General features: G+C 65.8%; 13 protein-coding genes. 7 read left to right on the top strand and 6 right to left on the bottom strand.

All coding sequences use genetic code 11. The annotated features are described in order from the left end of the window. Positions 1-6: 6 nt before the first annotated feature. From ABIB99_RS25180 to ABIB99_RS25170, 3 genes are read right to left on the bottom strand one after another with little or no spacing between them, the layout of a single operon-like run. The gene (locus tag ABIB99_RS25180) at positions 7-2,382 is read right to left on the bottom strand and encodes a xanthine dehydrogenase family protein molybdopterin-binding subunit (RefSeq protein ID WP_354177873.1); all 2,376 of its coding nucleotides are present in this window, start codon (positions 2,380-2,382) and stop codon (positions 7-9) included. Beyond that, positions 2,379-2,903, bottom strand: a complete 525-nt coding sequence (locus tag ABIB99_RS25175) for a (2Fe-2S)-binding protein (protein ID WP_354177871.1) — start codon at positions 2,901-2,903, stop codon at positions 2,379-2,381. The genes ABIB99_RS25180 and ABIB99_RS25175 overlap by 4 nt, the downstream gene beginning before the upstream one ends. Then, positions 2,900-3,760: an FAD binding domain-containing protein gene (locus ABIB99_RS25170; protein WP_354177869.1), complete on the bottom strand. Its 861-nt coding sequence runs from the start codon at positions 3,758-3,760 to the stop codon at positions 2,900-2,902. The genes ABIB99_RS25175 and ABIB99_RS25170 overlap by 4 nt, the downstream gene beginning before the upstream one ends. A 257-nt stretch (positions 3,761-4,017) precedes the next feature. Between ABIB99_RS25170 and ABIB99_RS25165 the strand changes: the two genes are divergently transcribed. Beyond that, the gene (locus ABIB99_RS25165; protein ID WP_354076762.1) at positions 4,018-4,638 is read left to right on the top strand and encodes a TetR/AcrR family transcriptional regulator; all 621 of its coding nucleotides are present in this window, start codon (positions 4,018-4,020) and stop codon (positions 4,636-4,638) included. On the opposite strand, the gene hutU is transcribed toward ABIB99_RS25165, so the two are convergent. Genes hutU through hutI form a run of 3 tightly spaced genes read right to left on the bottom strand, consistent with a single transcriptional unit; the run spans position 4,639 to position 9,093 of the window. Beyond that, a complete protein-coding gene (hutU, locus tag ABIB99_RS25160) occupies positions 4,639-6,309 on the bottom strand; it encodes a urocanate hydratase (RefSeq protein WP_354177867.1) in 1,671 nt (556 codons plus the stop codon). Positions 6,310-6,322: 13 nt separating this feature from the next. Continuing rightward, positions 6,323-7,882 carry a histidine ammonia-lyase gene (hutH, locus tag ABIB99_RS25155; protein ID WP_354177865.1) on the bottom strand — a complete coding sequence of 520 codons (1,560 nt, stop codon included), beginning with the start codon at positions 7,880-7,882 and terminating at the stop codon, positions 6,323-6,325. After that, on the bottom strand, positions 7,879-9,093 hold the full coding sequence (hutI, locus tag ABIB99_RS25150) for an imidazolonepropionase (protein WP_354177863.1): 1,215 nt from the start codon (positions 9,091-9,093) through the stop codon (positions 7,879-7,881). The genes hutH and hutI overlap by 4 nt, the downstream gene beginning before the upstream one ends. Positions 9,094-9,175: 82 nt before the next feature. Between hutI and ABIB99_RS25145 the strand changes: the two genes are divergently transcribed. The 6 genes from ABIB99_RS25145 to ABIB99_RS25120 all read left to right on the top strand — a co-directional run bounded on the left by ABIB99_RS25145 (position 9,176) and on the right by ABIB99_RS25120 (position 15,161). Continuing rightward, positions 9,176-10,534 (top strand): formimidoylglutamate deiminase, encoded by a 1,359-nt coding sequence (locus tag ABIB99_RS25145; RefSeq protein ID WP_354177861.1) that lies wholly within the window; start codon positions 9,176-9,178, stop codon positions 10,532-10,534. Then, positions 10,531-11,259 carry a histidine utilization transcriptional repressor HutC gene (gene hutC / locus ABIB99_RS25140; RefSeq protein WP_259256555.1) on the top strand — a complete coding sequence of 243 codons (729 nt, stop codon included), beginning with the start codon at positions 10,531-10,533 and terminating at the stop codon, positions 11,257-11,259. The genes ABIB99_RS25145 and hutC overlap by 4 nt, the downstream gene beginning before the upstream one ends. Before the next feature lie 105 nt (positions 11,260-11,364). Then, positions 11,365-12,309, top strand: a complete 945-nt coding sequence (locus ABIB99_RS25135; RefSeq protein ID WP_354177859.1) for an ABC transporter substrate-binding protein — start codon at positions 11,365-11,367, stop codon at positions 12,307-12,309. Positions 12,310-12,380: 71 nt separating this feature from the next. Further along, complete coding sequence (locus ABIB99_RS25130; RefSeq protein ID WP_085405609.1) at positions 12,381-13,154, top strand: ABC transporter permease; 774 nt, start codon at positions 12,381-12,383, stop codon at positions 13,152-13,154. Further along, entirely contained in the window at positions 13,151-13,936 is a 786-nt protein-coding gene (locus ABIB99_RS25125) for an ABC transporter ATP-binding protein (protein WP_354177857.1), read from the top strand. Before ABIB99_RS25130 ends, ABIB99_RS25125 begins: the two co-directional genes overlap by 4 nt. Next, positions 13,929-15,161, top strand: a complete 1,233-nt coding sequence (locus tag ABIB99_RS25120; protein ID WP_354177855.1) for a Zn-dependent hydrolase — start codon at positions 13,929-13,931, stop codon at positions 15,159-15,161. The genes ABIB99_RS25125 and ABIB99_RS25120 overlap by 8 nt, the downstream gene beginning before the upstream one ends. Positions 15,162-15,434: the final 273 nt, after the last annotated feature.

The raw sequence follows: 15,434 nt of genomic DNA, 5'->3' as shown, positions 1-15,434 counted from the left end.
CTTTTTTTAGAAACGTTTCAGGGCTTTCAGGACTTTTATGGGCGTGATCGGGATCGAATTGATCGTCGCGCCGAACGGCGTGAGCGCGTCGTTGACGGCGTTGAGCACACAGGCGGAAGCCGCCGCCGTGCCGGCCTCGCCAACCCCCTTGGCTCCGAGCACGGTGTCGGCGGTCGGCGTCTCGACATGGCCGATGACGATGTCGGGCATCTCCATCGGCATCGGAACGAGGTAGTCGGCGAGCGAGCCGTTCATGAGCTGACCTGTCTCGCTGTAGCGGCATTCCTCGAACAGCGCCGCGCCAAGCCCCTGCACGATGCCGCCGCGAAGCTGCTCGTCCACCAGCATCGGATTGATGACGCGGCCGCAATCCTCGACGATGAAGTGCTTCAGCACCTTGATGAAGCCGGTCTCGACATCGACCTCCAGCGAACAGCCCTGGATGCCGTTGGTGAAGGCAAAGGGATAGCCCTGTGGCGCGAAATGATGGCTGACGGTGAGCTGCGCCTGGGTACCGGGCGGCAAGGTGTCGGAGCGGAAATAGGCGATCCGCGCGATCTCGGAGATAGGCAACCGCTTGTTCCGGGTCACGGCGTCGACGACCTCGCCATCGATGATGTCGAGTGCCGAGGGCTGCTCCTGAAGAATGAGCGCGGCAATCTCCAGAATATTGCGCTTGAGCACGCGCGTGGCCTGCAGCGCGGTCTCGCCGCCGATGCCGGCGCCACGGCAGGCCCAGGTCGCGCCGCCATGCGGCGTCACCTCGGTATCTCCGGTGATGACCTTGACGTGTTCCTGCGCAAGGCCGAGCTGATCGGCCACGATCTGGCTGATGATCGCCTCGGTGCCCTGCCCCTGCTCGGTGACCGAGATCAGGCAGCGGACCTCGCCCGACGGCGTCAGGCTGAGGATCGCGCCGTCCTGCGACGAGATGCGCGCGCCGCCGACGCCGTAGAAGGCCGGGCTGGGATTGGTGATCTCGACGAAGGCCGCAATGCCGATGCCGCGATAGATGCCGCGCTTGCGCAAGTCGGCCTGCTCGGCGCACAACGCCTCATACCCCATCATCTCGTGCAGGCGCTTCAGGCAGGCCTGGTGCGACAGCGCCTCGAAGCGATAGCCGGTCGGCGAGGTCTGCGGATAGGCATCGTCAGCGATAACGTTCTGCGCGCGGATGGCGAAGGGATCGAGGCCAACCTTGACCGCCGCCATGTCAACCAACCGCTCGGTGACGGCGCAGGCGATGGGATGGCCGACGGCGCGATACTGGCTGGTCTGCACCTTGTTCTGGAAGATCACCTCCAGCGTGGCGCGATAGTTCTTGAAACGATACGGCGCGCCGATCAGGCGGATCACCTGATTGCCCTCGACCACGCTGGTGCGCGGATAGGTCGAGAACGCCCCGATCGCGGTCAGGTCCAGCACGTCCATCGCCAGAATCTCGCCCTTGGCATCCAGCGCCATGCGGGCGCGGACGCGATGATCGCGCGCGTGGATGTCGGAGACGAAGGACTCGATGCGGTCGGCGACGTATTTGACGGGACGGCCGAGCAGGATCGAGAGGCCGACCACCGCCATGTCCTCGTGATAGACATGCAGCTTCATCCCGAAGGAGCCGCCGATGTCGGTCGCGATGACGCGGACGCGGGCCTCGGGGATGCCGTAGTGGCGCGAATAGAGATCCTGGAACTGGTAGGGCGTCTGCGTCGCGTGATGCACGGTGAGTGCGCCGGCGGCGGGATCGTAGTCCGCAACGATGGCGCGCGGCTCCAGCGTCACCGCGGTATGGCGGCCGAAGGAGAACTCTTCTTCCACCACGTGGGCGGCCTGCGCAAATGCCTCGTCGACTGTGCCGTTGTCGAGCTGGCTGCGGAAGCAGGTGTTATTTGCGGTCCCCGGATTGATCAGCGGGCCACCAACCTCGCGCGCACTGTCGATATCGACGACGACGGGGAGGTCCTCGTAATCGATCTCGATCAGCTCCAGCGCATCTTCCGCAATCGCCCGGCTCTCGGCGACGACGGCCACCACAGCCTGCCCGGCCCACACCACGCGGTCGAGCGGCAGCGGCAATTGCGGAGTCGACGTCATGCCCTTGAAGTGGTCGAGCGTGCCGGTCCAGGGAGTGCAGATCCTTGCGAGGTCCTCGCCGGTGGCAACGAGATGCACCCCTTCGAGCGCGCGCGCTTGCTCGGTATTGATGGCGACGATCTTCGCGTGCGCATGCGGACTGCGCAGGAACGCGGCATAGAGCATGCGCGGCAGCTTGAGATCGCTGATATAGCGTCCGCGCCCGGCAAGCAGCCGCTTGGCGTTCGGCCGCGGCACGGACCGGCCGATATAGGAGTTGGGACGGTCGAGCGAGGTCAGCGGCGCGGTCATGCCGGACCCCCGTCTTCGCTGCGTGCTTTCGCCACGGCGTCGATCGCATCGACGATCGCTTCATAGCCGGTGCAGCGGCAGTAATTGCCCGACAGCGCGTCGCGGATTTCGTCGCGGCTGGGCCGCGCCACCTGCGAGAGCAGTTCATGGGCATTGACCAGCATGCCCGGCGTGCAGAAGCCGCATTGCAGCGCGTTGCGGCGATGGAATTCGGCCTGGAGATCGGCAATCACGCCGCTCTCGGTAAGACCTTCGATGGTATTGATCTTGGCGCCATCGGCCTGCACTGCAAAGATCAGGCAGGAGTGCACAGCGCGGCCGTCGAGCTGCACCAGGCAGGCGCCGCAGGCCCCCATCTCGCAGCCCGCATGCGTGCCGGTCAGTTCGAGCGCGTTGCGCAGGCAATCGACCAGCGTCTCGCGCGGCGCCACCTCGCAGGCGACCTTGCGGCCATTGACGACGAAGCGGACCCGCACGGTCTCGCCCGCGTCATCCAGCAGGGTTTCGTCAAAACCGCTCATGCGCCCTCACCCAGACGTCCGAGCAGGCGGCCGAGCAGCACGCGGGCGAGATGCAGCCGCATCGCCGGCGGCACCTCGTCGCTGTCGGGTGGGGCGAGATCGCCTTCGAGCGCCGCTTGCGCGGCGGCGATACGTTCAGGATCCAGGTTCGAGCCGATCAGAGTTGCCTCAGCGCCCTTCACCCGCGTCGGTGTATTGCCGACCGAGAAGAAGGAAATGCGGATGTCGTCGATGCGTTCGGCTGTGAAAGTCGCAAGCATGCCGCATCCGACCAGAGCATAGTCCCCGCGCCGGCGCGCCAGCTCGTCGAACGCAAAACGCTGATCGGCTTTGAACAGCGGAACGTAGATCGCGGTGATCAGCTCACCGGGTTGCAATGCGGTCTCGAACAGCTCGACGAAGAAGTCGTCGGCTTTCACACGCCGGCTGCCGGAAGGGCCGGCGATCTCGATCTCGGCATCGAGCGCCAGGGTCATCGCCGGGAATTCGGAGGCAGGATCGGCGAGCGCGACGCTGCCGCCAAAGGTGCCGCGGTTGCGGATCGCGGGATGGGCGACGAAGGGGGCGGCCGCATGCAGCAGCGGCGCGAACTCGGCGATCAGCGGCTCGCTCAGCATCTCGCAGTGACGCGTCAGCGCGCCGATACGCAAATAACCGCCCTCGCGCCGGACGCCGCGCAGCTCCTCAATATGGGTGATGTCGATCAGCAACCGCGGCGCTTGTAGCCGCAGCGATAACGCCGGCACGAGGCTCTGGCCCCCGGCAATGAAGCGCGCGTCATCGCCGGCGCGGGCATGAGCATCCAGCGCCTGGTCGATCGTCGCAGCACGAAAATAGCTGAAAGCCCTCGCCTTCACCGCCGTTTCCTCGAGATCCGTCGGCTCATCAGCCGGGATGCCAGATTTGTAACCATCTGGTCTCAAAATCCTGACATGCCGCCGGGAGGCGGTCAACAGAAAATGACCATTTGGTCACAAATGCACCTTTAGGCTAAGAAGGCAGCCGGAGATTGCTAAACAGCGACGAAATGGCCCGAAAAGCGCAGAAGCCAGCGAAACGACCGGTCCGGAAGCGGACGGACACAGGCAGCAAGTCCGCGCCAAAGCGCCGCAACATGCGTGCGGCCGACCGCGAGCGTGCGATCGTGGACGAGGCGATCCGCTTCTTCGCCGAGCATGGCTTCGAGGGCCAGACCCGCGAACTCGCCAAACGCATGGGCATCACGCATTCGGCGATCTATCGCCACTTCCCGAGCAAGGAGGCGCTGATCGAGCGGGTCTACCAGGAGGTCTATCTCAGCCGCTGGTCGCCCGACTGGGGGTCGATGATCCGCGACCGCTCGCTGTCGCTGGAGGCGCGGCTGACGCGCTTCTACCTCGATTATGTCGAGCGCGTGTTCGAGTACAATTGGGTGCGGATCTTCGTCTTCTCCGGCATGAAGTCGTTCGGCATCACCGGCCGTTATCTTGACATTGTCCGCCGCGAGATCATCGAGCCCGCGGCGGCCGAGCTGCGCCACGATCTGAAGCTGCCCGACGCGAAGTCCCATCCGCTCAGCGAACGCGAGACCGAGCTGTTCTGGGGCCTGCACGGCCGCATCTTCTATCTCGCCATCCGCAAGTTCATCTACGAGACGCCGATCCCGCCCGATCTCGACGCGATCGTCCGCGACGCCGTCCAGACCTTCATGGACGGCGCGAAGATGACGATGCCGAAGCTGCTGGTAAGCGGCTAGTTACTTCGCAAGGCTTGGCAGATCGAGGCCCTTGTCGCGGGCGCAGTCAATCGCGGTCTCATAGCCCGCGTCTGCATGGCGCATCACGCCGCTGGCGGGATCGTTCCAGAGCACGCGCTCGATCCGCTTGGCCGCTTCCGGCGTACCGTCGGCGACGATCACCATGCCGGCATGCTGCGAGTAGCCGATGCCGACGCCGCCGCCATGGTGCAGCGAGACCCAGGTCGCGCCGCTGGCGCAATTGAGCAGTGCGTTGAGCAGCGGCCAGTCGGACACAGCGTCCGATCCGTCCTTCATCGCCTCGGTCTCGCGGTTGGGACTCGCCACCGAGCCGCTGTCGAGATGATCGCGGCCGATCACGATCGGCGCCTTCAATTCGCCACGTGCCACCATCTCGTTGAAGGCAAGGCCCAGGCGATCGCGATCGCCGAGGCCAACCCAGCAGATTCGCGCCGGCAGGCCCTGGAACTTGATGCGCTCCCTGGCCATGTCGAGCCAGTTGTGCAGATGCTTGTCGTCAGGCATCAGCTCCTTGACCTTGGCATCGGTCTTGAAGATGTCCTCGGGATCGCCCGAGAGCGCAGCCCAGCGGAACGGCCCGACGCCTCGGCAGAACAAGGGACGGATATAGGCGGGAACGAAGCCCGGAAAATCGAAGGCGTTCTTCAGGCCCATGTCCTGCGCCATCTGGCGGATATTGTTGCCGTAGTCGAGCGTCGGAATGCCCTGCGCATGGAAATCCAGCATGGCCTGGACGTGCTCGACCATCGACGTCTTCGACGCACGCTCCACAGCCTTCGGATCGGAGGCGCGCTTGGTTTCCCAATCGGCGAGCGTCCAGCCCTTTGGCAAATAGCCGTTGATCGGATCATGCGCGCTGGTCTGATCGGTGACGATGTCGGGCTTGACGCCGCGGCGCACCAGCTCGGGGAAAATCTCCGCGGCATTGCCGAGCAGGCCGACCGAAACCGCCTTCTTCGTCTTCGCGGCATCTTCCATGATCGCCAGCGCCTCGTCGAGCGTCGCGGCCTGCCGATCGAGATAGCCGGTACGCAGTCGCATCTCGATGCGGCTCGGCTGGCATTCGACCGCGAGCATCGAGGCGCCCGCCATCGTCGCGGCCAGCGGCTGCGCGCCGCCCATGCCGCCGAGGCCGGCGGTGAGAATCCATCTTCCCGCGAGGCTGCCGCCATAGTGGCGCCGGCCGACCTCGACGAAGGTCTCGTAGGTGCCCTGCACGATGCCCTGGCTGCCGATATAGATCCAGGAGCCCGCCGTCATCTGGCCGTACATCATCAGGCCCTTGCGATCGAGCTCGTTGAAATGGTCGAGCGTCGCCCAATGCGGCACGATGTTGGAGTTCGCAATCAGGACGCGCGGGGCATCGGCATGGGTACGGAAGACGCCGACCGGCTTGCCGGACTGGACCAGCAGCGTCTCGTCATTCTCGAGCTTGCGCAAGGCCGCCGTGATGCGGTCAAAGCTCTCCCAGTCGCGCGCGGCGCGGCCAATGCCGCCATAGACGACGAGCTCGCTCGGACGCTCCGCGACATCAGGATCGAGATTGTTCATCAGCATGCGCAGCGGCGCTTCCGTCAGCCAGCTCTTGGCGCTGATGTCGCTGCCGCGGGGGGCGCGGATGGTGCGGTCATTGTCCAGTCGGCGGTTCATGCGGAGCACCTCTTTAGTCAAGTCTCGGGAACGGATCGGTTGGAAGCGCCGCGATCGCCACGGCCGGTAGCGCATCGGCTTCGATCAGCGCAGCCGCCTTGGCGAGATCGCCGGCCATGTAGCGGTCGGCGCCGAGCGCGGGCACATGCTCGCGAAGCGCAGCGATGACGGCAACGAGTGGGGCGCTGGTCGCATGCGGCGCGCGCAGCGTGATGCCTTGTGCGGCGACCAGGAGCTCGATGCCGAGGATGGCGGCGAGATTGTCGGCCATATCCGAGAGGCGACGCGCGGCGTGCGCGGCCATCGAAACATGGTCTTCCTGGTTGGCGCTGGTCGGTGTCGAGTCGATCGAGCAGGCAGCCGCACGCTGCTTGTTCTCGGCGTAGAGTGCGGCAGCCGTGACCTCGGCGATCATGAAGCCGGAATTGATGCCGGGGTCCGGCGTCAGGAACGGCGGCAGACCGAAATTGAGCGCGGGATCGACCAGCGTCGCGATACGCCGCTCGCTGATCGCGCCGATCTCCGACAGCGCCAGCGCGATTGTATCGGCGGCAAAGGCGACCGGCTCGGCATGAAAATTGCCGCCGGAGACGATCTCGCCGGTCTCGACCAGGACGAGCGGATTATCGGTAACGGCATTGGCTTCGACGATCAGGGTGCGCGCGGCCTGCGTGATCAGATCGAGCGCAGCGCCCGCGACCTGCGGCTGGCAACGCAGGCAATAGGGATCCTGCACGCGCTCGTCACCTTCGAGATGCGACAACCTGATATCGCTGCCGTCGAGCAACGCGGTCAGCGTCGAGGCCGCCGCGATCTGCCCGGCATGGCCGCGCAACGCCTGAATTTCCGGGCGGAACGGCGCCGTCGAGGCCATCGCCGCATCGACCGACAGCGCGCCGGTCAGGAGCGCGGCGCGAGCCAGTCGAAACGCGCGCAGCACGCCGGAGACGGCGTAGGCGGTCGAGAACTGCGTCCCGTTGATCAGCGCAAGCCCCTCCTTGGGGCCCAGCGTCAGCGGCGCGAGACCGGCGACGGCGAGTGCCTCACGGCCGGAGACAGTCTTGCCATCGACGATCGCCTGCCCCTCGCCGATCATCACCGCCGTCATATGCGCGAGCGGCGCAAGATCGCCGGAGGCGCCGACCGAGCCCTGCTGCGGCACCAGCGGATAGACGTCCTGCGCCAGCATGGCCTGCAACTGCTCGATCACCTCGCGGCGGACGCCGGAGGCACCACGCCCAAGCGAAACGATCTTCAGCGCCATCATCAACCGGACGATCGGCTCCGGCGTGGCCGGGCCGACGCCGCAGCAATGCGAGACGATGAGATTGCGCTGGAGCAGCGCGGTCTGGTCGGGCGGAATGCGCTTCGAGGCCAGTTTTCCAAAACCGGTATTGATGCCGTAGACCGGCGCAGCGGCGTGTGCTGCCTTTGCGACGATCTCCGCCGCCGCCTCGACGCGCGGCCAGAATGGTGGATCGAGCACGACAGCGGCGCCTTTGAGCACGCGCGCGAGATCATCGAGGCTGACCGTTCCCGGCTTGACGACGATCGCCGCGCCCTGTTCCGTCACTGTCCCCTCCACACCCGGCGATGCAGCGGATTGAAGCCGATGCGGTAGACGAGCTCGGCGGGCCGCTCGATGTCCCAGATCGCGAGATCGCACCACTTCCCTGCTTCCAGCGTGCCGGTCTCATTGAGCACGCCGAGCGCACGCGCGCCTCCGCGGGTAACACCAGCGAGGCATTCAGCCACGGTCATCCGGAACAGCGTCGCGCCCATGTTCATCGTAAGCAGGAGCGATGTCAGCGGCGAGCTGCCGGGATTGCAGTCGGTCGCGAGCGCCATGTGGACGCCGTGCCCGCGGAACGCCTCGATCGCCGGCTTCTGCGTCTCGCGGATGAAGTAAAAGGCGCCCGGCAGCAGCACGGCGACTGTCCCGGCCTTCGCCATTGTGGCGGCGCCGGCCTCGTCGGTATGCTCGAGGTGATCGGCGGAGAGCGCCGAGAATTTTGCGGCAAGTGCTGCGCCGCCGAGATTCGACAGCTGGTCGGCATGGAGCTTGACCGGCAGCCCAAGCCCCCTCGCCGTCTCGAACACCCGTGCGGTCTGCTCGGCCGAGAACGCGATACCTTCCATGAAGGCATCGACGGCATCGGCAAGACCGGCCTTTGCGACAGCCGGCAGCATTTCATGACACACGAGATCGATGTAGCGATCCTTGTCACCGCCGGCCTCCACAGGCAGCGCATGCGCCCCGAGAAAGGATGTGCGGATCGCAACCGGCCGCTGACGGCCGAGGATGCGCGCCGCTGAGAGCTGCCGCATCTCGGTCTCGACATCGAGGCCGTAACCGGACTTGATCTCGATGGTGGTGACGCCCTCGCCGATCAGCGCATCGAGCCGCGGCAGCGCGCTGGCAACGAGCTCGGCCTCGCTCGCCTTGCGCGTCGCGGCGACTGTCGAGACAATGCCGCCGCCGGCGCGCGCGATTGCCTCGTAGCTTGCACCCTTCAGGCGCAGCTCGAATTCGTGCGCGCGATTGCCGCCATAGACGAGATGGGTATGGCAATCGACGAGGCCGGGCGTGATCCAACGCCCCTCGCAATCGATCCGCTTGATCGCGTCCGCATCACCAGGGAAATCCGCCGCTGCGCCCGCATAGACGATATGGCCGCCGCGCGTGGCGATCACGCCATGCTCGATCTCGCCGAGATCGGAACGGTCGGCCCGCATCGTGGCGAGCCGGGCGTTGTGCCAGATCCGGTCGAAGCGCTCTGCCATGCAATGGTCCCTTCGTGGGATGCTTGACTTATATGTCTAGACATATAATCGTGGGGCGGTTCTGTCCAGCCGGCGTGTAATCATGACCCGACTGCATTTCGCCTCCGCGCTCCTGCCTTCGGGCTGGGCCAATGACGTGCAGATGGTGATCACCGCCGGCGCGATCGCCGAGGTGACGCCCGGCGTGGCGCCGGCCGCCGGCGACGAGCGTCATGGAATTGCGCTTCCGGGGTTGGCGAGCCTGCACAGCCACGCATTCCAGCGCGGCATGGCGGGGCTGGCCGAGCTGCGCGGCGATAGCACCGATACGTTCTGGACCTGGCGCGACACGATGTATCGCTTCGCGCTGACGATGACGCCGGACGACGTCGCCGCCGTTGCGACGCTGCTTTATGTCGAGATGCTCGAACAGGGCTTTACCCGCGTCGGCGAATTCCACTACCTCCACCACGATCGCGACGGCTCCCCTTATGCCGACCTCGCGGAAATGGCTGCCCGCATTGCACAGGCCGCCGAAGCTTCCGGCATTGCGCTGACGCTGCTGCCGAGTTTTTATGCGCATGGCTCCTTCGGCGGCGCAGCACCGCATGCCGGACAACGCCGCTTCATCTGCTCGGTCGATCAGTTCGCCGCGCTGATGGCTGCGTCGCGCAAGGCGATCAGCAGATTGCCGGGCGCCAATATTGGCATCGCGCCGCACAGCCTGCGCGCGGTGACGCCGGACGAGCTCGCGGCGATCATTCCGCTCGCCGATGGCGGGCCGGTGCATATCCATGCCGCCGAGCAGGTGAAGGAAGTCGAGGATTGCCTAGCCTGGTCGGGACGACGACCGGTGCAATGGCTGCTGGAGCACGCGCCGCTCGATCAACGCTGGTGCCTCATCCACGCGACCCATACGACGGATGCGGAAGTCACGGCGTTCGCGAAGACCGGTGCGGTGGCCGGTCTCTGCCCCATCACCGAGGCCAGTCTCGGCGACGGCATCTTTCCGGCGCGCGAGTTCGTCGATGCCGGCGGTGCGTTCGGTGTGGGCACCGACTCCAACGTGCTGGTCGGCGCAGCCGACGAATTGCGCCAGCTCGAATATGGCCAGCGTCTCAAGCATCGCGAGCGCAACGTGCTCTCCGGCGGTGCAGGCCGCTCGACGGGACGTACGCTGTTCGATCATGCGCTCGCGGGCGGTTCACGCGCGCTGGCACAGGCGACGGTTGGCCTCGGGCCCGGCGCACGCGCCGACATCGTCACGCTCGACACCGCACATCCGTCGCTCGCGGGACGTTTGCGCGACGCCGCCATCGACGGTTGGATTTTTGCCGGAGGGACCGGCGCGATCGATTGCGTCTGGGCCGGCGGCCACAAGGTCGTCGAAGGCGGACGTCACAGACTGCGACAGACCGCGCGCGAGCGCTTCAACGCAGCGGTACGGAGGCTCGTCGCATGAGCCTGGCCACCAATGCCGCCGACCAGCCGACGCTCTACAAGCGCATCCGCGCCGATATCGAGAAGCGCATCCTGACCGGCGAATGGCCGCCCGGGCATCGCATCCCGTTCGAGCACGAATTGGTCGCGCGTTACGGCTGCTCGCGCATGACGGTGAACAAGGCGCTGTCGGAGCTCGCGCAGGCCGACCTGATCGAACGGCGGCGGCGCGCCGGCTCCTTCGTACGCCGGCCGCAGCATCTGTCCGCGGTGCTGAAGATCGCAGACATTCGCGCCGAGATCACCGCGCTTGGCCGCGGCTACGGCTACGAGCTGATCGGGCGCAAGCTGCGTGCGGCGACCGCCGCCGACCGCGAGCGTCTTGGCGTCAAGAAGGCCGGAAAGGTGGTTGCGATCACCTGCCGGCACAGCGCCGACAAGGTGCCGTTTGCCGTCGAGGACCGACTGATCGATCTATCCTCCGTGCCGGATGCAGCGACCGCGGATTTCTCGCGCGAACCGCCCGGCTCGTGGCTGCTTCATCATGTCCCATGGACGGAAGCCGAGCATACGATCAGCGCCATCGTTGCGGACGATCGCACGGCGGAGGCGCTCGACATCGCCGTCGGCGCGCCTTGCCTCGTGATCGACCGCTATACCTGGCGCAGCGCGCGCACCATCACCGCAGTGCGCCTGCTCTATCCCGGTGACTCTCACCGCCTTGTCGCCCGATTCAAGGGAGGCTGAGAGAACGATGTCGGCACAAATCGTGCAACGCTTCGGGCAACGGTCCATCAGGACCGAATGATCAACAGGGACGTCAATCCATCGATCGGCAAGAGGACGACAATCATGCGTAGTTCGACAATTTTTGCGACAATCATTGCCCTCGCGGCCTCCACTCCCGTGCTCGCCGACGACGTCAAGGTCGGTATCGGCATCTCCGGATGGACCGGCTTCGCGCCGCTGACGCTGGCGAAGGAGGCCGGCATCTTCAAGAAGAACGGTCTTGACGTGACGATCAAGAAGATCCCGCAGAAGGACCGCCACCTCGCGATCGCCTCCGGCGACGTCCAGTGCGCGGCAACGACCGTTGAGACCTGGATCTCCTGGAACGCCAATGGCGTTGCGACCAAGCAGATCTTCCAGCTCGACAAGAGCTATGGCGCCGACGGCATGGCCGTGCGCAACGATCTCGCATCGATCAAGGACCTCAAGGGCAAGACCGTCGCGGCCTCCGCGCCCGGCACCTCGCCCTATTTCGCGCTGGCCTGGATGCTCAAGAAGAACGGGCTCTCGGTGAAGGACGTCACCGTCGTGAACCTCGAGCCTGCTGCGGCCGCGCAGGCCTTCGTCTCCGGCCAGAACGACGCCGCGATGACCTACGAGCCGTATCTGTCGACGGTTCGCGCCGCGCCCGACAAGGGCAAGATCATCGCGACCACGCTCGACTACCCGATGGTCATGGACACCTTTGGCTGCACGCCGAAGTTCCTCACCGAGAACCCGAAGGCTGCCAAGGCGCTCGCCGACAGCTATTTCGAGGCGCTCGACATGATCGGCAAGGATCAGGCCAAGGCCTATGAGATCATGGGTGCCGATGTGAAGCAGACCGGCGAGGCGTTCGGTAACTCGGCAAAATATCTGCGCTGGCAGGACAAGGCCGCGAACCAGAAGTTCTTTGCCGGTGATTTCCTGACCTTCAACAAGGACGCCGCCGACCTCCTGCTCGAGATCGGCATCATCAAGGCCGCGCCGAAGGTCGAGGACCTCTTCGACGCGAGCTACATCAGGTAAACCTTTCAGGAGCTGCCGGCCCCGTCTCGCGGCGGGGCCGGAAACTCGTTCACCGCCCGGATAGATCGTTGATGCGTCCCCTGGATCCCGTGACATCGAAGCAGCGCGTGGCTTACGGCCTCGCGTTCTTCGTGCTGTTCGTTGCCCTCTGGTCGTGGGCAACGCTCGGCGGCCATGTGTCGAAGACCTTTCTCGCCAACCCGCTGACCATGATGCAGGAAGGCTATGACCTGCTCGCCAAGCAGGGCTTCCTGTTCGACATCGGCATGACGATCTGGCGCGTCGTCGGCGGCTTCGCGCTCGCTGCGATCATCGCGGTTCCGCTCGGCGTGCTGATGGGTGCCTACAAGCCGGTCGAAGCGTTCCTCGAACCGTTCGTCTCCTTTGCTCGCTATTTGCCTGCCTCGGCCTTTATCCCGCTGTTGATCCTGTGGGCAGGCATCGGCGAATTGCAGAAGCTGCTCGTCATCTTCATCGGCGCGGTGTTCCAGATCATCCTGATGATCGCCGTAACCGTGGGCACCACGCGGCGCGATCTGGTCGAGGCGGCCTATACGCTGGGGGCCAGCGACCGCGGCATCATCCGCCGGGTGCTGTTGCCCTCCTCCGCACCCGAGATCGCAGAGATTCTGCGGCTGGTGCTGGGCTGGGCCTGGACCTACGTCATCGTCGCCGAGCTGATCGGCTCGTCCTCGGGCATCGGCCACATGATCACCGACAGCCAAGCGCTACTCAACACCGGCCAGATCATCTTCGGCATCATCGTGATCGGAGTGATCGGTCTCCTCTCGGACTTCATGTTCAAGGCGTTCAACGCCTGGCTGTTTCCGTGGAGGCTCGCATGACCACGCTGAAGATCGAGCAGGTCTCGCGAACCTTCCCCGCGCGCCACGGCAACGCGCCGACCAGGGCGCTGGAGCCGACCGATCTCATGATCGGCAACAACGATTTCGTCACCATCCTCGGCCCCTCCGGCTGCGGCAAGTCCACGCTGCTTCGCATCGTCGCCGGTCTCGACCGGCCGACCAGCGGGCGCGTCACGCTCGACGGGCGCGAGGTGACCGGCCCCGGCGCCGATCGCGGCATGGTGTTCCAGTCCTACACACTGTTTCCCTGGTTGAGCGTGCGTGAGAACATCGCGTTCGGCCTGCGCGAGCGCGGCGTGCCCGAGGCGGAGCGCAACAAGATCGCCGATGCCTTCATCCGCCAGGTCGGGCTGTCCGGCTTCGAGAACCACTGGCCGAAGCAGCTCTCCGGCGGCATGCAGCAGCGCACCGCGATCGCCCGCGCGCTCGCCAACGATCCGAAGATTCTCTTGCTCGACGAGCCCTTCGGCGCGCTCGACAACCAGACCCGCGCCTTGATGCAGGAAATGCTGCTCGGAATCTGGGAGCGCGACCAGAAGACCGTGCTGTTCGTCACCCACGACATCGAGGAAGCCATCTTCCTCGGCAGCCGCGTCATCGTGATGAGCGCGCGCCCCGGCCGCATCAAGGCCGAGATCAATGTGGACCTGCCGCATCCGCGCTCCTACAAGATCAAGACCACGCCCGAATTCGTCCAGTTGAAGGAACGGCTGGTCGAGGAGATCCGCACCGAGGCGCTGAAGGTTGCCGAACATGCCTGACACCAAGCCGCGTGCCGATGGGCAACGCGTTCTCGCCGATCTCAATGCGCTCCGTGCCATCGGCGCCTACAAGACCGGCGTGCACAAGCCGACCTTCTCCGAGCCGCACAAACTGTCGCTCGACTGGCTGGTGCAGAAGCTGCCCGACGCCGGCCTCACCGCCGCGATCGACGGCATCGGTAATGTGTTCGGCAGCAGCGCGAAGCAGGGGCCGAAGCTGCTGGCGGGCTCGCACCTGGAGAGCCAGAACTACGCCGGCTGGCTCGATGGCCCGCTCGGCGTCGTCTATGCGCTCGAAGCGGCCCGCGTGCTCAATGCCGACCCGTCCGTGAAGGGTGCGGTCGAAATTGCCGCCTGGTGCGACGAGGAAGGACACTTTGGGCACTTCCTCGGCTCGCGCTCCTATGTCGGACAGGTGACCGAGGCCGACATCGATGCCGCCCGCGACCGCACCAGCGGCCGCACCATGCGCGACGCACTCGCCGACATGGGGCTCTCGGGCCGCGCGCGCGTCGCCGCCGAGCCGGGACGCCACATCGGATATCTGGAGGCGCATATCGAGCAGGGCGACACGCTCGAAAGCGGCAAGCTCGCGATCGGCGTGGTGACCTCCATCGTCGGCATCTGGCAGTACCAGATCAATTTCGTCGGCGAGCAGAACCATGCCGGCACCACCCGCATGGCGGCGCGGAAAGATGCCGGCCGCGCGCTGGCCAAGTTCTGCGTGGCGATCGACGAGCGGTTCCCAGGCGCCTGTGGCACGCGCACGGTCTGGACCACCGGCCGCATCACGCTCGATCCCGGCGCGCCGAGCATCATTCCCGGCGGCGCCGAGATGCTGTTCCAGATCCGCGACGACAATCCGGCGGTCATCGCGCGGCTGGAGGAGCTGCTGCGCACCATGGCGGAAGAGGCCAACGCGAAGGGCCCTTGCACCGTCACCGTGGAGAAGATTCGCACCGGCGGGCCCGCGATGATGAACGCCGGCTTCCAGGACGCCATCGAAGCCGCGAGCAAGGCCCTTGCCAGCGGACGATCCATTCGCATGCCCAGCGGCGCCGGCCACGACGCGCAGTTGCTCGCGACCGTCATGCCCGCGGCCATGCTGTTCGTGCCGTCGATCGGCGGCATCAGCCACCACTGGACCGAGAACACCGCCGACGCCGACATCGTCACGGGCGCGCAGGTCTTCGTCGACGCCTGCCGGCGGCTCCTCGGTGGTTAGAACGACGTGCCGCCGCATCTGAACTCCTGGACGATGTCGTACTTGCCCTTCGTGATCGGCACGGCATAGCCGAGGCGCAGCGTTCAACCACACCCGCCTCTGGAATGCTGGGTCGCCCATCTTCGCGGGCGATGGCAGCGCGTGTTGCAGACACACCTTCGCATCCTCGCAGCGCATTTCGCCCGAGCTTTGCTTGATCTCTCCACCCTCGAAGCCAAGAGGGCGCAGGGAAGGCCGGGTGCTGACCTCGCACCCGCGGTCCGCTGCGCGAGG

This window comes from Bradyrhizobium sp. LA6.1 (assembly GCF_040547805.1).
Classification (GTDB): Bacteria; Pseudomonadota; Alphaproteobacteria; order Rhizobiales; family Xanthobacteraceae; genus Bradyrhizobium; species Bradyrhizobium barranii.
This window is presented reverse-complemented; position numbering and strand designations above follow the sequence as displayed.